General features: G+C 71.2%; 17 protein-coding genes. 8 read left to right on the top strand and 9 right to left on the bottom strand.

Annotated features, from left to right (window positions below; translation table 11 throughout):
* Window positions 1-21: 21 nt before the first annotated feature.
* The 3 genes from K8612_RS13660 to K8612_RS13650 form a co-directional block, all read right to left on the bottom strand.
* A complete protein-coding gene (locus K8612_RS13660; RefSeq protein ID WP_223744200.1) occupies window positions 22-816 on the bottom strand; it encodes a pseudouridine synthase in 795 nt (264 codons plus the stop codon).
* A gap of 46 nt (window positions 817-862) precedes the next feature.
* Window positions 863-1,081 (bottom strand): hypothetical protein, encoded by a 219-nt coding sequence (locus tag K8612_RS13655; protein ID WP_223762660.1) that lies wholly within the window; start codon window positions 1,079-1,081, stop codon window positions 863-865.
* A gap of 105 nt (window positions 1,082-1,186) precedes the next feature.
* Window positions 1,187-1,933, bottom strand: coding sequence for an RNA methyltransferase (locus tag K8612_RS13650; protein ID WP_223744201.1), 747 nt, complete (start codon window positions 1,931-1,933; stop codon window positions 1,187-1,189).
* Window positions 1,934-2,203: 270 nt separating this feature from the next.
* Here K8612_RS13650 and K8612_RS13645 point away from each other — a divergent pair, with 270 nt between their 5' ends.
* Together K8612_RS13645 and pbpC are read left to right on the top strand one after the other, a co-directional pair.
* Window positions 2,204-7,921, top strand: coding sequence for an MG2 domain-containing protein (locus tag K8612_RS13645; protein ID WP_223762564.1), 5,718 nt, complete (start codon window positions 2,204-2,206; stop codon window positions 7,919-7,921).
* A 5-nt stretch (window positions 7,922-7,926) separates the two neighbouring features.
* The gene (gene pbpC / locus K8612_RS13640) at window positions 7,927-10,287 is read left to right on the top strand and encodes a penicillin-binding protein 1C (RefSeq protein ID WP_223762563.1); all 2,361 of its coding nucleotides are present in this window, start codon (window positions 7,927-7,929) and stop codon (window positions 10,285-10,287) included.
* Window positions 10,288-10,369: 82 nt separating this feature from the next.
* Here pbpC and K8612_RS13635 read toward each other — a convergent pair whose 3' ends face one another.
* Window positions 10,370-11,392: an NAD(P)/FAD-dependent oxidoreductase gene (locus K8612_RS13635; protein WP_223762562.1), complete on the bottom strand. Its 1,023-nt coding sequence runs from the start codon at window positions 11,390-11,392 to the stop codon at window positions 10,370-10,372.
* 68 nt (window positions 11,393-11,460) lie between these two features.
* On the bottom strand, window positions 11,461-13,299 hold the full coding sequence (locus K8612_RS13630; protein ID WP_223762561.1) for a CotH kinase family protein: 1,839 nt from the start codon (window positions 13,297-13,299) through the stop codon (window positions 11,461-11,463).
* 301 nt (window positions 13,300-13,600) lie between these two features.
* On the opposite strand from K8612_RS13630, the gene K8612_RS13625 reads away from it, so the two are divergent.
* A complete protein-coding gene (locus tag K8612_RS13625) occupies window positions 13,601-14,071 on the top strand; it encodes a hypothetical protein (RefSeq protein ID WP_223744251.1) in 471 nt (156 codons plus the stop codon).
* Window positions 14,072-14,073: 2 nt separating this feature from the next.
* Here K8612_RS13625 and K8612_RS13620 read toward each other — a convergent pair whose 3' ends face one another.
* Window positions 14,074-17,658, bottom strand: coding sequence for a tolB protein precursor protein (locus K8612_RS13620; RefSeq protein ID WP_223762560.1), 3,585 nt, complete (start codon window positions 17,656-17,658; stop codon window positions 14,074-14,076).
* 183 nt (window positions 17,659-17,841) lie between these two features.
* Between K8612_RS13620 and K8612_RS13615 the strand changes: the two genes are divergently transcribed.
* Window positions 17,842-19,293 (top strand): LVIVD repeat-containing protein, encoded by a 1,452-nt coding sequence (locus K8612_RS13615; protein ID WP_223762559.1) that lies wholly within the window; start codon window positions 17,842-17,844, stop codon window positions 19,291-19,293.
* 15 nt (window positions 19,294-19,308) lie between these two features.
* The gene (locus K8612_RS13610; protein ID WP_223762558.1) at window positions 19,309-20,397 is read left to right on the top strand and encodes an EAL domain-containing protein; all 1,089 of its coding nucleotides are present in this window, start codon (window positions 19,309-19,311) and stop codon (window positions 20,395-20,397) included.
* On the opposite strand, the gene K8612_RS13605 is transcribed toward K8612_RS13610, so the two are convergent.
* The 3 genes from K8612_RS13605 to K8612_RS13595 all read right to left on the bottom strand — a co-directional run bounded on the left by K8612_RS13605 (window position 20,387) and on the right by K8612_RS13595 (window position 24,039).
* The gene (locus K8612_RS13605) at window positions 20,387-21,916 is read right to left on the bottom strand and encodes a hypothetical protein (RefSeq protein WP_223762557.1); all 1,530 of its coding nucleotides are present in this window, start codon (window positions 21,914-21,916) and stop codon (window positions 20,387-20,389) included. The genes K8612_RS13610 and K8612_RS13605 overlap by 11 nt on opposite strands.
* Window positions 21,917-22,000: 84 nt before the next feature.
* Window positions 22,001-23,326: an NAD(P)/FAD-dependent oxidoreductase gene (locus K8612_RS13600; protein ID WP_223762556.1), complete on the bottom strand. Its 1,326-nt coding sequence runs from the start codon at window positions 23,324-23,326 to the stop codon at window positions 22,001-22,003.
* Between the two features lie 119 nt (window positions 23,327-23,445).
* Complete coding sequence (locus K8612_RS13595; RefSeq protein ID WP_223744210.1) at window positions 23,446-24,039, bottom strand: hypothetical protein; 594 nt, start codon at window positions 24,037-24,039, stop codon at window positions 23,446-23,448.
* Window positions 24,040-24,285: 246 nt separating this feature from the next.
* Here K8612_RS13595 and K8612_RS13590 point away from each other — a divergent pair, with 246 nt between their 5' ends.
* From K8612_RS13590 to K8612_RS13580, 3 genes are all read left to right on the top strand, one after another.
* Entirely contained in the window at window positions 24,286-24,603 is a 318-nt protein-coding gene (locus tag K8612_RS13590) for a hypothetical protein (RefSeq protein ID WP_306799648.1), read from the top strand.
* 140 nt (window positions 24,604-24,743) lie between these two features.
* Window positions 24,744-25,307, top strand: coding sequence for a hypothetical protein (locus K8612_RS13585; protein ID WP_223744211.1), 564 nt, complete (start codon window positions 24,744-24,746; stop codon window positions 25,305-25,307).
* Between the two features lie 95 nt (window positions 25,308-25,402).
* A complete protein-coding gene (locus tag K8612_RS13580; protein ID WP_223744212.1) occupies window positions 25,403-25,837 on the top strand; it encodes a tetratricopeptide repeat protein in 435 nt (144 codons plus the stop codon).
* Window position 25,838: the final 1 nt, after the last annotated feature.

Here is a 25,838-nt window from a genome sequence, read left to right as displayed (position 1 = left end):
GGGGGCCAGGGCACCGGGAAGTCAGTCCCGGCCGGAGTAATTCAGCTTCTCGCGGACCTCCTCCTCGGTGAGCAGCCGGAAGCCGCCCTCGGGGATGCCGTCCAGGGTGATGTCGCCCACCGCCTCCCGGTGGAGCGCGCGGGCGGGCAGCCCCACGGCGCCCAGCATGCGCTTCACCTGGTGGTGGCGGCCCTCGGTGAGCGTCACCTCCACCGTGTGCTCGTCGCGCACGCGCACCCCGGCGGGGCGGGCGGGGCCGTCATCCAGCATCATCCCCTGGCGCAGCGGCTCCACCTTCGCGTCGTCCGCGGTGCTGAACACCGTGGCCACGTAGCGCTTGGGCAGGTTCGTCTCCGGGGACGTGGCGTGGGCCACCAGCTTGTCGTCGTTGGTGAAGAGCAGCAGGCCCGTGGTGTCCACGTCCAGCCGGCCCACGGCGTGCCAGGTGAAGCGGTTCAGCTCCAGGGGGAGCTGGGGCAGCAGCAGCTCGAACACCGTGCCCGTGCGGTGCTGGCGCGCGGTGGAGGTCAGCACCCCCGCGGGCTTGTGGAAGGCCAGCACGTGCGTGGGCGTTCCCTTGCGCACCGGCAGCCCGTCCACCTTGATGACGGCGTCGGGGGGGACGGGCGTCAGCGGCGTGGTCGCCACGCGGCCGTTGACGGTGACACGACCCGCCTTGATGGCGGCGTCGGCCTCGTCCTGGGGCATGGCGCCCGCGCGGGCGAGCGCGCGGGAGAGCCAGTCCGGCTTCTCCTTGCCCTCCCAGCGGTTGGGGCGGGGCGGTGACTTGGGGGGCCGTTCGGGCTTGCGAGGCATGGGCGCGGCACTGTAGCCGCGCTGAAGGCGGCGGCGGGGTCTTCCGTTAGCGCCGGATGGGTTCGTCCGGGTCCTCGCCCTCGGCGGAGCCCGGCGTCCTGCCCGGCTCGTCGCCGTCCGCGATGCGGTGGGGCTCCTCCTCCAGCCCGCCGTCCTCGGCTGTTTCGGGCGTGCGGCCGGGCTCCTCCGGCGCGTCCTCGTGAGACGGCGCCTGCCGGCCAGGGCCGGGCTCGGTGCCTCCCACGATCATCGACTCGTAGGGCATGTGGTTCACGCGGTGCTCCCTTCCGTGGGCTTCGCCCGTGGGTCCGGAAAAGGTAGCGACGCGCGGGCCTACCGCCGCGAGGGGGTGGCGCGTCCCCCTGCCTGCTCAGGTTCCGTCCGTGGGAGGGGTGTCCCCGCCGGGGAAGTGCTTGCGCACGGTGTGCAGCGCGGCCAGCCAGAGCCGGGCCTCGTTGCGCGTGAGGCGGGAGCGGCGCAGGGGCGCCACCAGGTCCCGCACCGCCGTGCGCCCGGGCTTCTCGTCCACGAGGAAGCCCCCCGAGGTGAGCAGCGCCTCCAGCGTCGCCTCCACCCGGGCCAGCTCCGCGTCCGTGGCGGCCAGGGGCAGGGGACCCGGCGGTGGCGCCGTGTCCGCCAGGTGCGCCATGCGGACCTCGTAGGCGTAGAGCAGCACCGCCTGGGCCAGGTTGATGGAGGGCTGCTCCGGCGCGGTGGGCACCGCGGACAGGTCGTGGCAGCGCTCCACCTCCGCGTTGGTGAGGCCGCTGCGCTCATCCCCGAAGACGAGCGCCACCGGCCCCTGCTTCGCCCGGGCCACCAGCTCCTCACCCACGGCCCTGGGTGACAGGCGGCGCTTCCCCTCCACCTTGCGGGAGCTGGTGCCCACCACCCAGACGCAGTCGGACACGGCCGCGTCCAGCGAGTCCGGGCGCTTCACCCCACCCAGCACGTCCTCCGCGTGCACCGCGAGCCGGTGGGCGGGGCCCAGGTCCTCCACCTCCGGCGTCACCCAGGCCCAGTCGGACAGGCCGCAGTTCTTCAGGGCGCGGGCGGCGGCACCCAGGTTCTCCGCGTTGCGCGGGCGCATGAGGACGAATCGGACGGGCAGCACCATGGGCGCGCACCCTACCGCCCTGGTGCCCGGGCAGGGACCCCTGTTGACCGCCCGGGTGTCTCACCGCCAGTCTGCACCGCGAAATCCCGCGTCCCGCGCGTCCAGCAGGCCACCCGCGAGTGTGGCTGCCCGGACACCCTGTGGGCCCGCGGACGCGCACGGGGGAGCGCCGGCACGTGGTCGCCGGGCCGCACTTCCCGTGCGCCTCCGGGGGCACCACGCGCGGCACGCGGCATGAAATCGGTCCCGCCGCCACCCCCTGGAGGAAACATGTCCCCGCAGTCCGCAGTCCCGCCGAAGGCCGCGCGCACGCCCCGTGCCCGCTGGCTCCTGCCGGCGTTGCTCGTGGGCGCGCTCGCCGCCGGCTGCAAGCAGGAGCCCGCGAAGACGCCGCCCGCCACCCCCGCGTCCACCGAGGCGCCCGCCGCCACCGCGACGTCCCCGTCCACCGCCCCCGCGCCCGTGCAGGCCGCGAAGCTCACGCCCGTCATCCACGAGCTGGCCAGTGAGAACGCCGTGCCCATGGGCGTGGTCATCGAGTTCGCGCTGCCGGTGCGCCCGCGCTACGAGAGCGTGGACGGCACGCGCGTCACGTTCTCTCCGGAGGTCGCGGGCAGCCTGAAGTGGACGGGCCCCTCGTCGCTGCTCTTCACGCCGTCCACGGGCTTCGCTGCTGGCACGACGTACACCGTGTCCGTGGACGCGGTGTACACCGACGCGGGCATGGTCCAGCCGGCGTCGTTCCGCGACTGGCGCTACAGCTTCACGACCTACGCCTTCAAGTTCAGTCAGGTCTACCCCACGCGCATGGACCCCCTGAAGGGGCTGGTGGAAGCGCACGTGGACTTCTCCGGTCCGGTGGACCTGGCCGCCGTGCGCTCCCGCATGGGCTTCCGCGTGGGCGACAGCGCCATCAGCGACGTGAAGTGGAGCACCCGCGCGGACACGCGCAACTCCCTCTCCGTGGTGCTCACCCATCCGAAGCTCAAGCCCGGCGCGACGGTGCAGTTCTCCCTGCGCGAGGGCCTGACGTCCGCGGGGACCGGCTCCAAGGAGCAGGCGCCCGCGGCCACCGGCAACTTCGTGGTGAACGGCGGCAAGCGCCTGGACATCACCTACGTGAGCCTCCAGGAGGGCTCCAGCGGCTACTTCTTCGAGGTGAGCTGCCGCGACGTGGCGGCGGACGCCCCGGCGAGCCCCACGGACGAGCAGTGGGACTCGTACTACTACGACGACGACAACAAGGGCTGCAGCTTGAGCGACGCGGTGGCCCAGGACGCCATCCGCTTCAAGCCCAAGGTGAAGTTCACCGTGGCCCCGTCGCGGCGCGGCTTCCGCATCTTCGGTGACTTCAAGCGCGGCCCGCACACGCTCTCGCTCGCGGAGGGCACGCTGTCCGTGGGCGGCGGCACGCTCATGGGCGCCTGGTCGCGCGGCTTCTCCGTGCCCGCGCGCCAGTCCCAGGTGCGCTTCAACGCCAACGGCCGCTACCTGCCGCGCAGCGCGTGGCGCAACCTGCCCCTGCAGCACCTCAACCTGGAGGAGGTGACGCTCACGGTGCGCAACGTGCCGCCGGAGAACCTCGTCTTCTGGATGGGCAGCGACTATTCGGAGAGCGCGGACGAGCGGACGAGCAACGTGCTGGTGCGCAAGGCGGTGCCGCTCAAGTCCACGCCGGACGCGCTGCTCACCACGTACATCGACGTGGCGTCGCTGGTGCCCGCGAACACGCGCGGCCTGGTGGAGATCCTGGCCGAGCGCGGCGACTACAAGGCCGCCGCCCGCATCCTGCTCACGGACCTGAGCCTCGTGGCCAAGCGCGGCGGGCCCGCCGTGGGCTCCAAGGACTCCGGCGAGGTGTGGGTCTGGGCCCTGGGCCTGGAGAGCACGGAGCCCCTGGCCGGCGTGGAGGTGACGCTGGTGAAGAAGAGCGGGCAGGCCGTGGCCCGCTGCACCACGCAGGGCGAGGCGGGCTGCCAGCTCAAGGTCCCCGCGCCCGGCGTGGACGACAGCGCCCCGTTCGCGCTGGTGGCGCGCAAGGGCGACGAGCTGACGTACCTCAAGTACGACGAGCTGAAGACGGAGATCGCCAACTCGGACGTGCAGGGCGAGCCGTACCGCGCCGAGCAGCCGTACCGCGCCTCCCTCTGGTCCGACCGCGGCGTGTACCGCCCCGGTGACACCGCGCACGTGGCCGCGGTGCTGCGCGGCCAGGACAACCTGGCGCCGCCGGTGGGCATGCCGGTGGAGGTGCGCGTCATCGACCCGCGCGAGCGTGAAATCCGCAAGCTGACGCTGAAGACGAACGCGGCGGGGCTCGTGGCCTTCGACCAGGCGTTCGCGGCGTTCCAGGACACGGGCCACTACTGGGTGCGCCTCAAGGTGGCGGACCGCGACCTGGCCTCCTACGCGGTGAACGTGGAGGAGTTCGTCCCGGAGCGCATGAAGGTGACGGCCAGCACCACCGCGCCGGGCTACGTGCAGGGCACGGAGATCCCCGTGGGCGTGGAGGCCGCGTACCTCTTCGGCGGCTCCGCGGAGGGCAGCCCGGTGGAGATGACGTGCCGGCTGGAGTCCGTGCCCTTCAAGCCCAGGCAGAACGCCCAGTACACCTACGGCGTCTGGCGGCAGGACGGCACCACGCCCCGGCCCGTCACGCTGGGCCAGGTGAAGGGCACGCTCGACGCGAAGGGGCAGGCGCTCCTCAACTGCCCGGCGCAGGCGGCGTCCGGCCCCATGAAGGGCGCGGCGCGGCTGTCCGCGGTGGCCAGCGTCTTCGAGTCCGGCAGCGGCCGCTCCACCATCGGAGAGGCCACGGTGCCCGTGCACCCGGAGGCGTACTACCTGGGCCTCCAGGCCAACACGCAGAAGGTGAAGGCGGCCACGCCCTTCACGCTGACCGGCGTGGTGGTGGACTGGAACGGCCAGCCCTTCACCGGCGACAAGGCGCCGAAGACGGTGCGGTTGGAGTACCAGTTGCTCGAGGAGAACTACGGCTACTACTACGACGAGGAGTCCGGCTACGAGCGCTACCAGCGCTACCTGCGCCCGCAGCGCGAGGGTGAGGCGACGGCGAAGGTGGAGAACGGCCGCTTCACCGCGACGGTGCTGCCGGGCCGTGACGGCGCGGGCTACCTCGTGCGCGCTCGCGCGGGCAACACCCAGACGGACCTCGCCATCGAAGGCGAGGGCCGCTACTACTGGTGGGGCGAGGGCTCGCGCGTGGACCAGACGCCGCGGCCCCTGAAGCCCACGGCGCTGGATATCTCGCTGCCCGCGAAGGGCAGGGTGGGCGAGGCCCTCACCGTGAAGCTGAAGGCGCCCTACCGGGGCCGCGTGCTCTTCACCGTGGAGACCGACCGCGTGCTCACCACCGCGTGGAAGCAGGTGGAGCCCGGCGAGGTGTCCTGGTCGTTCACGCCGTCCGAGTACGCGCCCAACGTGTACGTGAGCGCGTTCCTGGTGAAGGACCCGCACCTGGAATCCGCCCAGGCGTTCATGCCCGACCGCGCCTTCGGCGTGGGCAGCATCGCGCTGGAGCCGGTGGACTTCACCCAGGCCGTCTCGCTGACGGTGCCCAAGGAGGTGAAGAGCAACGACACCCTCACCGTGGACGTCGCGGTGGAGGGCGTGGAGGGCCCCACCTTCGCCACCGTGGCGGTGGTGGACGAAGGCATCCTGTCCCTCACGCGCTTCCAGAGCCCGGATCCGCTGAAGGAGATCTTCACGCGGCGCGCGCTGGGCATCCAGACCTACGAGACCGTGGGCTGGGCGCTGCTGGTGCCGCCCGGCGGCAACTCCAGCTCCACCGGTGGTGACGAGGGCGGCGCGGACGGCCGCGTGCAGCCGGTGAAGCCCGTGGCCCTGTGGAGCGGCGTGGTGGAGGTGCCCGCCAACGGCAAGCTGAAGGTGCCCTTCAAGCTGCCGCAGTACCGGGGCGCGGTGCGGGTGATGGTGGTGACGGCGGGCGCGAAGCGCATCGGCCGGGCCAGCGCGCAGGTGCTGGTGCGCGACCCGCTGGTGCTCCAGACGACGCTGCCGCGCTTCCTCTCCCAGAACGACGAGATTCAAATCCCGGTCTTCGTCACCAACCTGTCCGGCAAGGCGCAGGACGTGAAGGTGTCGCTGTCCGCGGAGGCGCTGGCGGTGCCGGGGCTCGCGATGCCGGAGGGCCTGGGCTCGCCGCTGGAGCTCAAGGGCAAGAGCGAGGGCCGCGCGAAGCTGGAGGACGGCAAGTCCCGCACCTTCGTCTTCCAGGGCCGCGCGGTGCAGTCGGTGGGCGCGGCGCGGCTGGTGGTGACGGTGGAGGGCGGTGGCTACACGTCTCGCGAGCAGTTGGACGTGCCGCTGTCTCCCGCCGGACCCCGGGAGCGGCGCATCCAGCAGGTGGAGCTGGCGCAGGGCACCACGGACCTGAAGCCGCTGCTCGCCGGCTGGGTGCCCACCACGGAGCGCACCAACGTCTGGGTGACGAACAACCCGTACGCGAAGTCGCTCCAGCACCTCTCGTACCTGGTGCGCTACCCGTACGGCTGCATCGAGCAGACGACGTCCTCCACCCGTCCGCTCCTGTTCGTGAGCCAGTTGGTGGATCGCGTGGATCCGACGCTGGTCTCCACGGCGAAGGTGGAGGACATGGTGCAGTCGGGCATCAACCGGGTTCTGTCCATGCAGACGGCCTCGGGTGGCTTCGCGTACTGGCCGGGCCAGACGGAGCCGGTGGCCTGGGGCACGGCCTACGCGACGCACATGCTGCTGGACGCGCGCAAGCTGAAGTACCCGGTGCCGGACGACCGCGTGGAGAGCGCGCTCGCGTGGATCGGGGACGAGCTGACCCGGAAGGAGGGCCGCCTGGGGGAGGACGACCACTACGGCCAGCACGCGGAGGCGTACATGCACTACGTGCTCGCGGTGGCGGGCAAGGGGCGCAAGGCGCGGGCGCAGGCGATGGTGAGCGTGCTGGAGACGGCGGCGAAGAAGGCCGCGCTCAGCGGCGAGAACCAGGAGGACCTGTACATGCTCAAGGCCGCGCTGTGGCTGTCCGGCGACCGCCGCTACGAGAAGGAGCTGCGCACTCCGGACGTGTCCACCGTCACCGATGAGCGCAAGAACAGTTGGTCGTTCTATTCGGACAGGCGCCGGCGCGGGATGATGCTCAGCACCTTCCAGGACCTCTTCGGCGACGCGCCGGAAGGGGAGCCCCTGGCGCGCATGGTGGCGACGGCGCTGTCGACCCGCACGTCGGCGTACTACTCGACGCAGGAGCTGGTCTGGGGCATCACCGGCCTGGGCAAGCGGCTGCAGGGCACGGCGACCAGCTTCTCGCCGCCCACGCTCACGGTGGCGGGCAAGACGGTGACGCCCGTCGCGGAGAAGGACGCGCGCGTGTCGGACCGCACGTGGGCCCTGGCCCGCGCCAGCGAGCGCGCCAGCCTGTCGCTGGACCTGAAGGAGAAGGGCGGCGGCAGCGTGTACCTCATCCTCAACAGCGAGGGCGTGCGCACCACGCCCGAGGTGAAGGTGGGCGGAGCGGGGCTGACGCTCAAGCGCACCTGGCGCTCGCTGGACGGCACCGCGCTGGACCTGAAGGCCCAGCCGGTGAAGCTGGCGGACCTCATCTACGTGGAGCTGGAGGTGACCAACACCCGGGCCGAGCGCGTGCAGAACATCGCGCTGGTGGACCGGCTGCCGGCGGGCTGGGAGATTGAAAATGCCCGCCTGGGGCGCGGTGGCAGCGTGGACTGGGTGGACGCGGATTCGCTCTGGGCCGCCGACTACGTGAACGTGCGCGATGACCGCATGGAGGCGTTCGGCACGCTGCAGGCCCACGAGACGAAGAAGCTCGTCTACGCGGTGCGCGCGGTGACGGCGGGCAGCTTCACCCTGCCGTCCGCGGAGGCCGAGGCGATGTACGACTCCTCCATCTGGGCCCGTGAGTCCGCGGGCACGGTGCAGGTGACGGGTCCCTGGAAGGACGACCTGCTCTAGGCCCCATGCGTCGCGTGCGTCTCAACGTGAAGAGGTGGGCGAGGGTGGCGCTGGCGGGGCTCGTGCTGTTGGGCGCGGGCCTCGCGGCGGCCTGGTGGGTGCCGCTGCCGGAGCGGTTGGCGGCGCCCCCCTCGGTGGTGATGGCGTACCGGGACGGGTCGCCCGCGTACGTCTTCCTCGCCCCGGACGAGCGGTGGCGCATCCCCGCGCCGAAGGACCGCGTCGACCGGGCCTATGTCCGCGCCCTGCTGGCGCTGGAGGACAAGCGGTTCTTCCAGCACCCGGGCGTGGATCCGCTCGCGGCCCTGCGCGCCCTCGGGCTCAACCTGAGCCGGGGGCGGCGGGTGTCGGGGGCGTCCACGTTGACGATGCAGTTGGTGCGCGTGCTGGAGCCCCGTCCCCGCACGTTCACCTCGAAGGTGATCGAGTCGTTCCGCGCCGCCCAGTTGGAGGCGCGGTTGTCCAAGCAGGAGGTGCTGGAGGCGTATCTCCAGTTCGTGCCCTACGGGCGCAACGTGGAGGGCGTGGAGGCGGCGGCGCTCGCGTACTTCGGGCACACCGCCCAGCACCTGAGCCCGGCGGAGATCGCCACGCTGCTGGCGGTGCCGCAGAACCCGAACCGGCGCTTCCCGTCGCCGGAGAACCGGGAGCGGCTGCGCTCGGCCCGGGATGACATCGCCCGGAGGCTCCTGGAGTCCGGGGGGCTGGCCGTGGAGGGCGTCGCGTCCGACGTGGCGCTGGCGGAGGTGCGGGCGACGGCGGTGCCGGATGTGCTCACGCCGTTTCCAAGGGAGGCGCCGCACGCGGCGGTGTGGCTCAAGGCGCAGCGGCCCGGGGAGACATGGCTGGCGACGACGCTGGACGCGGGCACGCAGCGCTTCGTGGAGCGCACGCTGGGCGAGGCGGCCCGGCGGTTGGATCGGCAGGGCATCCACAACGGCGCTGCGGTGGTGGCGGACCGGGAGACGGGCGAGGTGCGCGCGCTGGTGGGGAACTTCGACTTCTTCGATGAGAAGCACGGCGGGCAGATCATCGGCTTCGCCACGGCGCGCTCGCCGGGGTCGGCGCTCAAGCCGCTCTTGTACGCGCTGGGGATTGATCAGGGCCTGGTGGGGCCGGAGACGCTGGTGCCGGACATCCCGGTGGCGTACGGCGGCTACCAGCCGCGCAACTTCGACGGGCGGTTCCTGGGGCTGGTGCGGATGGAGTCCGCGCTGTCGCAGTCGCTCAACCTGCCGTTCGTGAGGCTCTTGGAGCGGCTGGGCGTGGAGGGCTTCCTGGGCTCCCTGCGGCAGGCGGGGGTCACCAGCCTGGATCCGCGGCCGGGGCACTACGGCCTGTCCGCGGCGGTGGGCGGCCTGGAGTTGACGCCGCTGGAGTTGACGGGCGTGTATCTGGCGCTGGCGGGGGATGGGCAGGTGCGGCCGCTGCGGGTGCTGGAGCAGGACACGGCGCCGAAGAAGGCCCAGGCGTTGGTGTCGCCGGGAGCGGCGTGGCTGACGCGGCAGGCCTTGGCGTTGAGGGATCGGCCGGACTTCCCGGAGCGGCGGCGGCTCACGGGGTTGCCGGCGCGGGTGCACTGGAAGACGGGCACGAGCTTCGGCAACCGGGATGCATGGGCGGCGGGCTCCGGTCCGAAGCACACGGCGGTGGTGTGGCTGGGCAACTTCGACCACTCATCGAGCGTGCACCTGGTGGGAGCGGAGAACGCGGCTCCGCTGCTGTTCGACATCCTGGAAGGCATCGGCCCGAGAGGCACGGCGGTGCAGGAAGAGGACACCGCGCCGCCGAAGGACCTGGTGAGCGTGGAGGTGTGCGCGTATTCGGGGCACCTGCCCACGGACGCGTGCACGCAGCGCAAGCGGGTGGACGCGGTGCGCACGGCGGTGCCGACGACACCGTGTCCGTACCACCACCGCGTGGAGGTGGACGTGGCGTCGGGCCTGGCAGTGGGGCCGGGATGCAGGGATGGGCGCAAGACGGAGTCGCGCGTGTACCTGACCTGGCCGTCCAGCCTGCGCCGGTGGCTCGCGGAGCAGCAGCGTCAGTTGCCCGAACCGCCGCCCCTGGCGCCCGGCTGCGTCGCGGGAGGCGAGCGCGACACGCCGACCATCCTCTCCCCCCCGGAAGGGCAGGTGGCGCTGCTCATCCCGGGCATGAGCACGGAGGAGCAGAAGATCCCCCTGGAGGCGGAGGCCGCGCACGACCGTGAGCTGACGTGGTTCGTGGACGGCGCCGTCCTGGGAACAGCGAAGGCCGCGGAGCGCCTGTGGTGGAAGCCGAGCGTGGGCACGCACGACATCCTCGTCACCGACGACCGGGGCCTCACCGCTCGCCGCACGCTGGTGGTGCGCGAGCGGCAGTAGGACTCAGGACGCGGCGAACCGCCTCGCATGAACACCGCCCCCGTGCTCGCGGCACGCTGGTGTGCGCGAGCGGAGGCAGGCTTCAGCGTTCAGCGATCCGCCTCGCCAGCGCGACGCCGCTGAGGAACGCGCCCTCCAAACGAGGACCCGCGCACCAGTCGCCACAAGCGCCCAGGCCCAGCGCCGCGTCGTACAGCGCCGAGGCATCCAGCGGAGGAGAGGGCATCGCGAAGCGCCACCGGTGCGCCACGGCCTCCACGGCGCGCACGTCCCGGCCCAGGGCCTCCCCAAACGCCTCCACGAGCTTCGGGGCCATCGCCTCCGGCGCCTCCTCCAGGTGCGCCGCGCTGAACTCCGGCGACGCGTGAAGCACCCAGCGCTCACCCGCGTCCCGCCCCGGCTTGCTCGCGTCCCGAGCCACCCACGACAGCGGCGAGTCCTCCACGAACGCGCCATCCAGCTCCACCGCCACCGGCGCGTCGAACCGGGCCATCACGGCCCAGCACGGAGCCATCCGCGCGGTCCCGGCCTGGGCCGCCAGCGCGGGCGCACCCGCGAGCAGCGGCACCGCCTGCGGTGCGGGCACCGCGGCCACCACCACCTCCGCGAGCCCCAGGTCCTCGCCCGTCTCCGACGTCAGCCGCCACGCCTGCCCCTCGCGCGCCACTCGCTCCACCCGCACCCCGGTGCGCACGTCCAACCCGTCCGCCAGCGCCTTCGCCACCGCGCTCATCCCCGGCACGCCCACGTACCGCACGGCCTCCTTCGCGGGCGTCACCGTCCCCCTCGTCAGCGTCCCGATGCGCCCGCGCCACTCCGCCGCCGCGCCCTCCGCCACCCACGCCTCCACCAGCGCCTGGAAGAGCGGATCCCTCGCGGTGAAGTACTGCGCCCCGTGGTCGAACGCGCCACCCTCCGCGCTCCTCCGCGTGGACAGCCGTCCTCCCGGCCCGCGCCCCTTGTCCAGCACCCGCACGCCGAAGCCCGCCCCCGTCAGCGCCCGCGCGAGCACGAGCCCTGACAGGCCCGCGCCAATGACGGCCACGCGGGGCAGGGGACCGGAGCGACGGGGCAGCAACTCATCCAGAACGCGAGAGGCGGGCATGGTCCAGGTGCTAACCCGGACCTGCCCGCCCCGCACGCCTGCTCATCCCTCGATGTCCGCGCGTCGACTCAGCGCACCTCCCAGCCCTCCTCGCCGCGGACGTAGCGCTTGCCCGAGGGCAGCTCGCCGTAGAACAGGGCGTCCTTCATGCCCACCACCGACGCGCCGTCGAACAGACCCACCTCGCCCTTGGCGGGGAAGGTGATGCCCAGCGAGCCGGCCGTGAGCCGCACCGTCTGGCCCGGAGCCACCGTCGTGTTGCCCAGCACCGCGCCCATGGGGGCCTTCACGATGGTCGGCGCGTAGTCGCCGCCCGCCAGGCTCACCCGCAGGTTCGTGGTCAGCGTCATGCCCTGGAGCGACACCGCCTGCGTGCCGTGGTTGGCCACCTCCACCCAACCCTCGCGCGGGTCGAACGCCTCCAGCACCAGGGTGGACTTCGCCGCCTTCAGCCGCTTCACCTCCGCCATCACGAACTCACGGCGGAACTTCACGAAGCGCTTCATGTACGCCTTGCCCGCGCTGAACTTCGCGTAGTCCATGTACGGGTCGGTCTTCATGGACGCGTCGATCAACCCATGGAGCTGGTCGATGTACGGGTCCATCACCTTCGAGACGAAGACCTCGGCCAGCGCCTTGTCCAGCCGCGCCTCCAGGCGGGCGCGAAGGACGGGGTTCAGCACCACCCGCGTGCCCATGTTGGAGAAGGTCGGCAGGTAGCCCGGGTAGCTCCCCTGTTCCAGCTTGCGCTGCTGGTACATCTTCTCCACCCAGCCATCCAGCAGCGTGAAGTTGAACAGCGGGTGCTTCATGTTGTTCGTGGAGACGGACTGGTCCTCCACCGTGTTCGTGTACCACCAGCGCGCATCGACGTTGTTCAGGTCCCACGGCACGTAGCGCCAGCGCCCGGTGATGTCGTCGTGCATGAAGTAGCTCTCGGAGTCCTCCACGTAGTTGTTGGACATCAGCGCGTCCAACACCATGGAGCGCACGTAGGATTCGATCTCCAGGTTCTTCTCCAGCGCGGCCACCAACTGCGGCTCCGGCGTGTGGTTGATGACGTCCAGCACCTCCCACAGCGCGTCGTCGGGCTCGCTCTCGTTCGTCTTCTTCACCCAGTCGCCCTGGTAGGGCACCTTCCACGTCTTGAACTCCGTGTCCTTCCAGCCCGCGCGGTAGATGGTCGCGTCGTCGTCCGGGAACTGCCTCGCCTTGACGAAGGCCTTGTTGACCTGCTCCACCTCCAGGAACACGCCCTCGTACCGGCCGTTCACGGAGAGCCGCACGAACGTCGCCTTCGACGCCGGCACCCGCATCGCCGCCAGCAGGTCGTAGGAGATCTTCTCCGCGATCATCGACGCGTCGGCGTACTCGGCGATGAGGTTGAGCGACGTGCGGCCCTCGAACTTGTCCTTGTCCGCGAAGCTGACGTTCCAGCTCTTCTTGTCGAAGTAGCGCGCGGAGGCCCCGCGCAGCCGCACCTTCACCGGGAACGTCTTGCCGTTCGCCTGGAACGTCGCGTCCTGTTCCCCGGTCAGCGGGTCCTTCATGAACTGCTCCAGCGTCTCCGGAGGCATGACCAGCGCGTACTCCGGCACCGTCGCCTGGAGCTTCGGCAGTGTGAAGGGCCGCTCCACCTCCGGAACGGGCTGCGGATCCGTCCCCGCGTCCGCGCTCCCGCCATCCCCGGGGCCGGTGCCCGCGTCCACCGCGCCACCGTCGGAAGCCCCGGCATCCGGGGTGCCCGCTTCCACGGAGCCCGCGTCGGGAGCACCGGAGTCCGGCGTGCTCGGGTCCGTGATGCCGGGGTCGGTCACGGAGGGCTGTGGGTCATCGGGATTCGATGTTCCGGCGCCGCAGGCGGCCAGCAACATCGAGAGGCTGATCAGAAGTCTTAGGCGCATCATCGTCCGACCCCAGAGCAAGGCCCATGCCTCCCTGCCTGGAAGGCGGAAGGAACTGCGCATCACCCGCCAGGAAGGCCCCTGGGGCAACGCATGGGGTCCGGAGTGCCCAGTGGATGGAAAACCCTTTCCCTCCCCGGAATGCTCGCCTGCCCTCCGGAACAGGGGAGGCAGCCGTCATCACCTCCGGGGCGGGCAGCCGGGCAACAGCCACGGGACGCCGCGCTGTGCACGGACACGACCGGCGGACCTAGCTTTCCAGGAGCAGGCTGGAGGACGGCCCGAGTCCGACAAGGGAGTGATGATGGAGTCCTGGAACCAGACCTCGACCGATGCCGTGCGCGCCCATGCGCCTTCCACGATGAACCGGCGCATCGACGTCCACGTGGAGTCGTGTGTCCGCTTCATGGCGGAGCATGGGGACCGCTCGGAGATGAGCCGGTACCTCGAAAAGCTGGAGCACGAGTGGGACGTGCACCGGACCCTGGTCGTGGGCGTCTCCGGGCTGGCGCTCGGTGGCCTGCTGCTGGGCCGCAAGTCCGGCCGGGGCTGGCGCGTGCTCGGCGGCGTCACCCTGGCCCTGCTCCTCCAGCACGGCCTCACCGGCTTCGGGCCCCTGTCCGTGCTGGTGCGGGCGCTGGGCGTGCGCACCCGCCGGGAGATCGACCTGGAGAAGTTCGCCATCAAGGCCCTGCGCGGGGACTTCGAGCGAATCCCCAACGACGGGGGGCCGCTGGCTCGCGCCAACGCCGCCCTCGTCGCCGCGCAGTCGTGACCTCAGTGCACCATGGGCGTGGTGTAGCCGCCGCCCAGCGCGGGCATCAGCGCGGGGCCCGGCGTGGGCGAGCCCGGCCTGCGGTCGCCCTTGGTGTCGAAGAAGCCGTTGAGGCCGGCGACGCCGATGGAGAAGTTCGTCACCCAGCCCTCGTCCGGCTTGCCCTCGGCGGCGTTGATGTCGAAGGGCCGCGCGAAGTGCAGGCGCAACAGCAGGGGCCCGAGCGACAGGTTGAAGCCGACGACGGCGTTGAGCACGCGGTGGTCCCAGAGGTCCCTCGCGCCGTCGCCCACGCCGCCCGCGTCCACCGCGGCGATGGCCTCCAGGTCGCTCAGGAAGGCCACCCGGATGATGTCGTTGAGCGGCAACTGCGCCTCCAGCGTGGAGTAGACGAAGTGCTGGCCCAGCAGCCACCGCTCGTCGCCGAAGTTCACGCCGCGCAGGGTGTCGAAGCTGGACAGGTAGTAGGAGCGCGCGTAGCGGCCGCCCACCGTGGTGCCCGCGCCCAGGCGCGCGAAGAAGTTGGTGCGGCCGTAGATGGGGAAGTACCGCTCCGCGTCCAGGCGCAGGTTGCCGTACGCCTGCCCGTCGAAGGGCTGCACGCCGGCGGTGGCCTCCAGCAGCACGGAGCTGCCGGACAGCGGCCCCGTCGCGTAGTGGTACTTGATGCTGTCGTAGCCGACGCGCCCGCTCAGCTCCGTCTGGAAGCGGATGTGCTGGTTGTCCGCGCGCCACACGGACAGCAGCTCCGTGTTCGACTCGTTGCGCTCCGGGAACGCCAGGTAGAACTCGCTGAAGTCATCCAGGAAGTACTTCGTGCCGCCGATGCTCAGGTCGCCCTGGAGGTAGAAGAAGGTGCTCAGCGGGTAGCGCAGGCTGCCCAACGCGCCGAAGTAGCGCTCCGACGACACGAAGAACGGCCGCTGCTCCGGCGGCAGGTAGTCGAACGTCTTGTCCACGCGGAAGCGCAGCGACTGGAACAGACCGCCGCCCCACGTCGTGCGCTTCTCGTCGTTGACGTAGAGCAGCAGGCCGTCCGTCAACTCGAAGGAGCCGTACACCGCCAGCGTCAGCACCATCTGGTGGTCGCGCAGCCGGTCCGACGCGGACGCGAACACCTGGCCCACGAAGCCGCCGCCGCCCGCGCCCGCGAAGCCGAAGATGGGCCCCAGCTCGATGTTCTCCCGCGTGAAGGGCCGGTAGGCCTGCGCGTCGGTGAGCGGCTTGAGCGCCAGCGGTGAGGGCGGATCCGCCACCGGCTCCTTCGGGCTCTCCAGCGACAGCATGCGCGGCGGACGCAGCAGGGACGGCTTCCGCTCGCCGCTCATGTGGAAGAGCATCCACAGGCCGCCGTCGGGGCCGGGGCCCGGCTCGAAGACGCCCGTCGTCAGGTCGGTGCGCCGCACGATGCGCCCGTCCGCCAGCCGCTCGTGCAGATCCGAGCTGCTCTTGTTGTAGGCCACGAAGAACAGGCGGCCGTCCGGCAGCGCCAGCGGATCCGCCTCGTCGCGGTCCTCGCTGGTGAGGCGCTCGGCCTGGCCCACCGGCGCGTCCGGCTTGATGCGGAAGAGGTTGTACTTGCGGTGCGACGTCGCGTCGGACGTGTAGATGATGCCGGACGGGCCCCAGGTGACCTGGCGCTCGGCGAAGACGTCGTCGGTGAGCTTGCGGATCTTCGCGTCCTCGCCCTGCGTGAGGTCCACCAGGTACAGGTCGCGCAGGCCCGCGTCGTTGATGCCGATGAACGCGACGTAGCGCCCGTCCGGGGAGAAGGCCGGCGAGTAGATGGCCAGCACGCCCTGCTTGTCGACGCGGTACGCGCGCCGGTCGCCCGTCTCCAGCTTCACGTTGAGGCCCACCTCCGTGCCAATGCCCGTGCGCACGGCGGACCGCCGCACCAGCACGTCCGTGGACCGCTTCTCGGAGAGGTGCACGTAGTCCTGCACGTACAGCACGTCGCGCCCGGTGCGCTCCGCCACGAACGCGAGCTTGTCCTTGGTCAGCGCGAAGTTGCGGCCGGACACCGGGTGCAGGGACTCCACGCCCGGCACGCCGTCACCCGCCACCTTCACCGTCTTGCCCGGCGTGCGGGGATCCGTGAGGTACAGCCGGCTCTCGCCCGTCTCCGGGATGATGGTGCGCAGGGCCAGCACGGTGCCGTCCGGGCCGCTGGCCATCGCCGTCACGATCCCCGGCGTCTCGCCCAGCGAGTCCAGCGCGGGCGCCGTCTGCGACGAGTCCAGGTACGTCTTGAACGCCCGGCGCTTGAGCCAGTTCTCGAACCGCGCGGAGATGCGCTTGGGATCATCCCCCGTCAGCCGCTCCAGCAGCTCCTCGAACTTGAGCGACGGGGAGTCGCGCGAGCCGCCCACCAGCCGGGGCGCCTCCTCCAGGAGCCGCTGCGTGATGCCCGCGCCGTACTCGTCCTCCAGGAACGCCACGCGCGCCTGACCGACCTTGTAGATCCACAGGTAGCCGTACGGCCCGGGGGAGAAGAAGTCGAGGAAGGCGTAGCCCTTCATCAGGTCCGGGTTCACCAGCAGGTCCCGCACCATCATCTCCGCCTCGGGGTCCAGGCCGCGCTTGGCGTAGAACTCCGCCAGGCCTTCGATGAACCACAGCGGATAGCCGCCCAGCGGGTCGCCGAACGTCTTGGCCTGCTCGGCCACCGTGCGCACCTTCTGGATGGTGAACTGGTGCGCCAGCTCGTGCGTGCTGACCTCCTCGAAGAGGTGGTGGTCGCCCAGGTACGGCAGGGACAGCTTCAGGTCCTCCGTGGAGGTGACGCCCAGCGTGCCCTCGGAGACCGCGAACACGTTCGTCTGGAGGAACTCCGCGTAGCTGCTGTAGAGGATGTACGGGAACGTCTCAGTGGGCACGTACTTGAACTGATCCACCAGGTACCGGTACGCCTCCTCGATGATGGGCGCGGCCCGCTCGGCCACCTCGCGCTCGCGCTCGTAGAAGTAGAAGCGCACGCCGCCCGTCTTCGCGCCCAGGTCCTTCGCGTAGGTGTACTTGAAGCCGGCGTCGGAGCTGCCCAGCATCAGCGGCGCGCCGGAGAACACCGTGCCGCCGTCCGCGCCCGGGGTGCCCGCGAGCACGCCCGCGTCGCCCACGGTGCCGCCGTCCGCCAGCGCCACCACGCCCGGGGGCGGGATGCCGCCGTCGGGGAGGCCCGTGACGGTCGGGGGCGCGCCGGCGTCGGACGCGCCCATGTCGAGCGAGATGCCGTCGGTCGGCGGCATGCGATCCGTCGGCGGCTGCGAGGACACGTTGCCGGAAGGGGTGACCTCCGCGCCGTCCACGGGGGACTGGCTGTCGCCGGTCCGGTCGGACGTGGTGGGCGCCTGCGGATTGGGGCCGCCCTGCACGCCGGGCGGGTTCTGATGCGCGGTGTTGTCCGGGGGCTTCGCCAGCCCGGTCGCGGCGGGGCCCACGAGGATGTCGACGTGGCGCCACTCGAACTCGTAGCTGTTCACGGGTGTCTTCCCCGCGCGGCGGGGAACGACGAAGACCTGGGCCAGCGCGAGCTCCGGCAGGAGCAGGGCCAGCAGCACGGCGATCACGTGCGGACGGGGGTTCAAAAAGCACCTCGGTACGGCGAGGAGACGGGCTATCAGGGGCCTGGAGGAAGGCTCCCTCTCCCACCGGAAACGCACAAGCGGTCCTTTTGTTTCTTTGCGTTGCGGTGGACGTCCCGGCGCTTCCGCCTCGGCGCGCGCCGGGGGACTTGGCGGCGGTCGGGATGGCCCGGTATGGAGGGGGGAATGAATCGTCTCTCTCTCGTCGCCGCTACCGCGCTCCTCGCCATCGGTTGTGGCAAGGACAGTTCCGCCAACAAGGCCGAGTGTCAGCTTGAAGCCATCGACCTGACCGGTTGTGACAGGTCGACGTTGAGTGCCGTTCAGGCGGAAGGCATCTGGAACGCCAACATCAACCTGAACGACGGCTACTCGGCCCCGTCGACCATCCGGTTCTCGCCCGGTGAGCCGCTCCTCATCGGCCTGGCGATGACGACGAAGCAAGTCACCCCGGACACCTTCTACCTGGCCAGCGACGTGGCGGGCAGCGCGGCGGGCTCGACGGTGCGCTACGCGTTCGCCGGCTGCAAGGCCTCCGGCCCGGGCGAGGTGCTGGGGGTGGTGCGGGTGTGCGGCAACGGCGCGACGGTGAGCCAGGGCACCTTCACCGCCCGGCGCGTCGTGCGTCGCGAGGGCGAGGCCGAGTCCGACCGCGTGGAGCTGCTGGGCCAGGGCGTGCTGCCCCGCGGCGCCGCCAACGGCGTGGTGGCCGCGAACGGCTACGCCTACGTCATCGCGGGCAGCGAGGGCGTGTTCGTCTACGACGTGAAGGACCCCGCGCACCCGGCGCTGGTGTCCGAGCTGAAGCTCCCCTCGGTGACGTTCACCAGCGCGCTCGTCAGCGGCACGACGCTCTACCTGGGCACCTACGCGTCGGGCATCCGCATCTGCGACCTGACCAAACCGGAGCGCCTCACCTGCGACACGTCGGTGCTGGCGGACGTGTCGGTGCGCGTGGACAGCATGGCGAAGGACGGCAACCTGCTCTACGTGGCCTCGCCGCTGCCCAAGTCGGACATCGTCATCCTGGATGTGACCCAGCCGTCCGCGCCGACCCTGGTGGTGCGCTACACGGTGGAGGGCGCCTCGCCCGACCTGAGCGAGTACCCCTACGCCCTGGCGGTGCAGGACAACCGCCTGTACGTGAGCAACTGGAGCTACGGCGTGACGGTGACGGACCTCGCGCCCCTGGCGACGGCGACGAAGCTGCCCAAGCTCCTGGGCCGCTTCGCCGGGCCCTCCACCAGCGCCCTGGCGGTGGGGAGGCTGGGGGACTCCACGGTCGTCTACCAGGGCTCGGACGCGTGGGGCTCCTCCCTCCTGGCGCTGGACGCCACGAACCCGGCGTCCATCGTGCAGCGCGGCGAGCTGCCGCTGCGGCCCGAGGCGACGCTGGGCGGCATGGCCCTGTCGGGCACCACGCTCTACGTGGCCAACTACCAGGACGGCCTGCGGGTGTATGACGTTTCCACGCTGGGCACGCCGAAGGCCGCCGGGTACTTCAACACCTGGAACGAGACGGACGCGGGCCGGGGCAAGAGCTACTTCGACGGCCTTCAGGGCGTTCATGTCGCGGACGGGCTGGTGTATGGGTGGGACACGACGCGCGGGCTGCTCATCTTCCGCCACACCCCGTGACGCCAAGGCTGTCTCATGACCCTGATGAACGGATGCGGCCGCTGTCAGACCCTGCCCGAGTCGCCGGACGCACCGGGGCGTCTCTTCCTGTGGCCGCCGCTGGGCCACAGCCTGGGCAAGCTGGTGGCCCACCTGCGTGACTCCGGGGGCACCTTCCAACTGCGCACCGACGCTCAGTGTGTCGTGGTGGGGATGGGGGAGGGCGGCCTGCGGAAGCTCTCCGCGAGCCTCCCCAACGTGCTGACGGCGGAGGAGGTGCGGGGCACGCGCGCCCTCTTCATCGAGGGTGACGGCGAGCCCGGCATGGCGGACTTCCCGCGCGTGGACTCCCTGCAGCGGCTCACCACGCTGCATCAGTCCGGGTGGCTGGTGGACATGCTGGCGGAGTCGCGGCTCACCAGCTTCTTCCAGCCCATCGTCCACGCGCAGGACACCTCGCGCATCTTCGCGCACGAGGCGCTCGTGCGGGGCCGCGACCGGGACGGGGCGTTGGTGCCCCCGAACCGGCTGTTCGACACGGCGCGCGAGGCGGACCTGCTGTTCCAGTTGGACCTGTCCGCGCGCACCACGGCCATCCGCGAGGCGGTGCGGCACCAACTGCGCACGCACCTGTTCATCAACTTCACGCCCACGGCCATCTACGACCCGGCCTTCTGCCTGCGCTCCACGGTGGCGGCCATCCGCGAGTCGGGCATCCCGGAGTCGAACGTCGTCTTCGAGATCATCGAATCCGACCGGGCCGCGAACGCGGCGCACCTGCGCGCCATCGTGGACTTCTACCGCGCGGCGGGCTTCAAGGTGGCGCTGGACGACCTGGGGGCGGGCTACTCGTCGCTGAACCTCATCCACCAGCTCCGGCCGGAGTTCATGAAGCTGGACATGGAGTTGGTGCGGGGCGTCCACGAGGACCCCTACAAGGCGTCCATCGTGCAGAAGCTGCTGGAGATCGCCCGGCAGCTCGGCATCCAGACGGTGGCCGAGGGCATCGAGACGCCCGAGGAGCTGTCCTGGGTGCGCCGGCACGGGGTGGACTTCGTGCAGGGCTACCTCATCGCGAAGCCCGCGAGCGCGCCGGCGAGCACCACCCCGCGCCTCACGGATTGAGCAGGGTGTTGGACGAGCCCGAGCGCTCCAGGCTGGCGGCGCGCGCCAGTCGCAGCTCCTCGCCCGCGGTCTGGAGGGCGAGGCGCGCGGCGTAGATGTCCCGGCGGTTGGCGGCATCCCGGGCGAAGGCGATCTGCGCGCGGATGCGCTCGGCCTGGACCACGACGCCGCCCTGTCCGTAGGTCGAGGCGCTCTGGCGAACGACGGCGAAGTCCTCGTCGGCGATATCCAGGGCGTTGTCGACGTTGAGCTCGCCCTGTTCCAGCGCCTGATCCGCCGCGAGCATCCACTGGCCACCGGACTGGATGCGAGCCAGCCGCTGCTGCCGGGCGCGCTCGGCCTCGTAGGCGCGCTGCTCGTGGGTGTCCACCTGGGTCTGCACGGATTGGGTGCGCTCGGTGGCGCGAGCGTCGCGGGCTTCCATCTCCTGCTCCAGGTCCGCGACGCGCTGGCGCAGACGCGTCACCTCCTCGTTGACCGCGACGTCCTGAGCCGTCTGAGCCTGCCCCTGCGCGCCCTGGGGCGCCTGCGTCGTCTGACCCGAAGGCGCCTGGGCCGGCGCCGTCGTGCCAGACGCAGCGGCGCCCCCCGTAGAGGGCTGCGTGGTGGATCCGGTTCCTGTCGTGGCCGCCGCACCGGCGCCACCCGTCGAGGTGGTCCCAGTCTCCGTCGTGCCAACCGCCCCCGCGCCGCCCGTCGAGGTGGTCCCAGTCTCCGTCGTGCCCGCCGCCCCCGCGCCACCGGTCGGCGCGGCGGATCCGGTTCCTGTCGTGCCGGCGGCCCCCGCGCCACCCGTCGCGGTGGTCGGCGCAGTGCTCTCGGTCTCTGTCGTGCCAGCCGTCCCCGCGCCACCGGTCGCGGTCCCCGGCTCCTGCACCGTCACGCGTGACGTATCCAGCGGTGCCTCCCCCGTGCCACCTGGAGCGACATTGCTCGGAGCGGTCGAAGAGGTCGCGCCCGTGTCGTAGCCGCCGCCGAAGCCAGGGGCGTTCGCTTCGGTGGTACCGGACGCTGGCGCAGTCCCCGCGGCACCCGCCCCCGTGGTGGGCTGCCCCGCGGCCGCTCCACCCGTGGTCGGCGCCGCCCCCGGACCCGTGGTGGGTTGCTCCGTCGAACTCCCCGTGGTTCCAGCGCCTCCCGTGCCCGTCTGGGGCTGCGCGGCCTCCGTCTCCGTCGACTCACCAGGAGCGGGCTCCTGCGCGAAGACCGTGGGGACGGGCGGCGGCACATACGTCTGGGCCTCCTGGACCGCGACCTCGCCCGAGGTGGCCGGCGGTTGGCCGTCGGACATCAGGGGCGTCAGCGAATAGTAGCTGCCCTCGGTCAAATCCAACGGGGCCTGCATGACGTAGCCCTGGGGAGGCCGCGCACCATCCCGGTCATCCGCGGCCTTCTCATAGGCATCCTGCAACGCGGCGGCGGCGGGGTCCCTGACGGAAGGATCTTCCGGAGGCAGCGGCTCCACGTCGTACGACTGCCCCATGCTCAATCCCGCGACGATGGCGATCCAGAGGCGCATGCCTCGAAGATGTCCACGCGCGAACGCTTCCACATCACCGCCAGCGCCCCTCCGCCCGCTCCTCCGCCAGGAGGACGGAAGGGCTCAGGCCTTCGAGCGCCGGTCCAGCAGCTCGTCCGCCGCGCGCCGTCCCGTCTCGAGCGCGCCATGCACCGTGCCCTCATCACCGCCCGCGTGCGTCGCCTCGCCAGCGAAGAAGAGCGTCCGGCCCACGGGCCGCGCGAGCGCCGCGACAGCGTCCATCGCGCCAGAAGGGATGACCGCGTAGCCCCCGCGCGTGTAGGGCTCTGCCTGCCAGTCCTGCACGTGCCACGCCTCCAGCCGCGCGTTCAGCTCCCGCACGGAGAGCTTGAAGAGCTGGGACAGCCCCTGGAGCGCGCGTCCCAACACCACCCGCTCGCTCGAACGGGACAGCGACGCAGCGGGAGGGCCTCCACTCCAGCCCACCAGGTGCCGGGTGCGCCGGTGGGGCGACAGCGTCCACCAGGTGGGGAACGCGGAAGCCGGCGCGTGGAAGAAGCCGAAGCGCGCCGTGGCCTCCTGCTCCCGCCAGAACGCCGTGCGGAAGCGCAGGAGGATCTTCACCAGGGAGCCCATCGCCAATCGGCCCCAGGCCCGCTCCTGCTCCCGCACGCGAGGCACGAAGCGCACGGCCCCCGGGGCGGGCGGCTTCGCCTGCAACACGCCCACGGGAAGCGTCACCACCGCGTGCGCCCCCCGGAACGTCCCGAGCGGAGTGCCCTGCCGGGTCCGAGCCCGCACGAGGACCGAGCCCGGTCTCCAGCGCACCTCCTCGGCCACGGCGTTGAGGACCAGCGTGTCCGGCTTCGCGAGCAGCTTCGCGGCCATCGCGTGCGGCACGCGGTCGTACCCCTCCAGCACACGCGAGGGTGTCGTGCCCCCGGACGCGTCCGCGGTGCGCTCCATGCGCGCGATGGCGAGCGTGCTCGCGACCTCCGGATCCGCGGCGTAGAAGCCCCGGACATACGAGCGCGCCATCGCGCACACGACGGGTGACCACCGGTGGATGCGTGCCTGCTCCTCCAACCAGGCGGCCATGGGGCGGTCCGGTCCCTTCGCGGACATCAGGGCCTCCTGGAACGCGAAGGCATCCTCCCCGTCACCCAGCTTCCCGCGCCACAGGAGCGCATGCCTGTCGTTGCAGGGGCTCACCGTCAATCCCGCCCGGTGGGCGCGTCTCAGCAACCCGCCGGGCTTGCCATGGATGAACTCGGCCCCCAGCTCCAGGGGCACCTCCGCCACCGTGTCCCGGAGCGTCGCCACGCGGCCGCCCACGCGGTCGCGAGCCTCCAGCACGATGACCCGCAGGCCCTTGCGCATCAATCGTTCAGCGGCGGCGAGCCCCGCGGCACCGGCCCCCAGGATGACGACATCCGCCTCGTGGTCCATGCCGCTCCTGCGTGCACCGCCCCTCATGGAAAGCCGCTCGCGGCCCACCGACGAACGGGGGCCGCGAGCCACGGTTCCCCTCCCATGCGGGAGAGGAACAGGGGAGGGGAGACGCGGTGCTAGTAGGTCTTCGGCGAGCTGCTGGAACCCGTGCTGGATCCCGTGTCCGGGTTCATGGAGGAGTCGTTGCCCTGGTTCTTGTCATCCATGCCCGAGCCGCCCTTGCCCTCGTTGATGGACGAGTCCGGCGACATCACGTCGGAGCCCGAGCCGCCCGTGCCCGAGCTCGGCGAGATGCTGGTCGCCATGTTCTTCTCGTCCTTCACCTGGAAGCTGGCGCGGATCTCCTGGCCCTCCTTCAGGCTCTTGGCGTTCTTCATGCTCGGGTCGGTGAACTGCGTCTTGCTGTCGATGTCCAGCGGCACCACCGCGCCGCTGGCGCTGCTGACGTAGACCTTCTTGCTCTCGCTCTTGACGACCTTGCCCGTCAGCTCGTTCGAGCCCGTCATGCTCGAAGAACCCATGGATTGCGAGGACGACGACCCCGAGCCGCCCATGGCGTCCGAGCTGCCCGTGCTCCCGGAGGAGCCCTGCATGCTGCCCGACGACGTCGACGGCTGCTGCGAGCCCTGCTGCGTCGTGCTGTCCTGGGCAAACGCCACACCCGAACCCAGCAGCGCAACGGACGCGAAAACCCCAATGAGCTTCTTCATGGAATCTCTCCCGGATGATGTGAGTGGGACGGGGCGGCGCCACCGGGCCCCCCCGTTGGGAAAAAGCTAGGGGTGGTGGGAGTGGGGAACAGGTCGGGGGGAGGAGACCGCGTGAATGCCTGTTCGGCCCCCGGCCCATGGGACGTGGTCCGGAAGCGACATCCGGCGCTCCGGCCGCCGGGTGGGGTGCTTGAAGCCGCTTCCGGATTCACCTAGCGTGCTGGGGAAAGAGCGGAGGCTGGCCGCATGCCTGCTCCCCGCCAGGAGACCGAGACCTCGATGCCCCCGCCCGCCAGGCCCTCCGCGCCGCAGCCCCAGCCCCAGGAACTGCCTGTCCCGTCGTACCCCGCCGTCGAGACCTTCATCGAGAAGGCCTCCGCCAGCGACGTCCAGGCGCTCTTCGCGCCCGTCAAGGAGGGGCTCGCCGGCCTCAAGGGCCCGCGCGCGGAGATCGGCAAGAAGGCCCAGGCTGCGATCGCGCGCTCCGAGGAGCTGCTCACCATGCTCGTGGACGTCCGCGAGAAGCTCGTCGCCGAGTCGAAGCAGTCCAAGGGCCGGAAATAACGGGCCTTTCCGGGGACCGGACGATTTCTTGTCACCAGCAGGCAACCGGCGGCTGGCTCTCCCGATAATCCATTGAAAGAGCCGAGGGATGATCCCGGGGCTCCCCTTTTCGAATCGCTGGCACCAGCGCGGAGGCTGAAATGAGCAAGATCGACAGCGGCATGATGGGCCCGAACCTGCGCATGAACACCCAGATGACCACGGCTCGGCAGACGCCGAACACGAGCTTCGGCGCGCGCGTGCAGAACGGCCTGAACAGCACCGTCGGCGCCGTGGGCGCGGGCGTGGGCGCGGTGGCGGGCTTCGTTCCGGGCGCCGGCATCGTCTCCGCCGCCGTCTCCTCCGCGCAGACCTTCTCCGGCGCCTCCGGCTCCGGCATGCAGGGCGGCCCGTACGTGGGCGTGATGAACACCGGCTCCGGCGCGGTGCCCTCCACCAACCTGCCGGGCGTCGGCGGCTCCGGCCTGCCCTCCACGGGCGGCTCCACCGGCCTGGGCACCAGCGTCGGCGGCGGCGCCTCGGGCGGCCAGGTGTCGGATCAGCTCACCAACAACAGCAGCCTCAAGACGATGATGGACGACAACGTCAAGCTGCTGAACCTCCAGTCGGCCATGCAGCACGAGTCGCAGCTCTTCACGGCTGTTTCCAACGTGATGAAGTCGCGGCACGATACGACCAAGAACTCCATCGGCAACATCCGCTAGTCTTCACGGACAGCGGAATCTGACCGGTGCAAGGAAGGCGGCCCTCGACGGCCGCCTTCCGTGCTTCCGGCGACAGGAAAGGAAGCGCGACGTCCATGGCGGAGACCCCTTCGGAGATTGCCAACAGCCTCGTGCCCCTGGCGCGCCAGCCGGCCATGGTCCTGCTGGAGTCCGGCTACCTGTGGCTGGACATGGGTCACTTCGACAAGGCGAAGGAGGTCTTCGCCGGCGCCGCCGCGCTCATGCCCAAGAGCGAGGTGCCGCAGATCGGCCTGGGCGCCGTGGAGTTCGCGCAGGGCAAGCACGACAAGGCCCTGGCGGCCTACCGGGTCGCCCAGCGGCTCGCGCCCCTGTCCTCGCTGCCCCGGGCACACGCCGGTGAGGCCCTGCTGTTCATGGGCAAGGTGCCGGAGGCCCTCAAGGAGCTGAAGGCCGCCATCGACCTGGAGCCCGAAAGCGACGGCGCGAAGCTGGCCCAGGCGCTCATCCAGGCGAAGGAAGCGGGGGCCCTGCCTCCGCCGAAGAAGTAGT

This window comes from Corallococcus sp. AS-1-6 (genome assembly GCF_020037015.1).
Taxonomy (GTDB): Bacteria; Myxococcota; Myxococcia; order Myxococcales; family Myxococcaceae; genus Corallococcus.
Note: the sequence above shows the minus strand (reverse complement) of the source record. Positions and strands in the feature narration are given on the sequence as shown.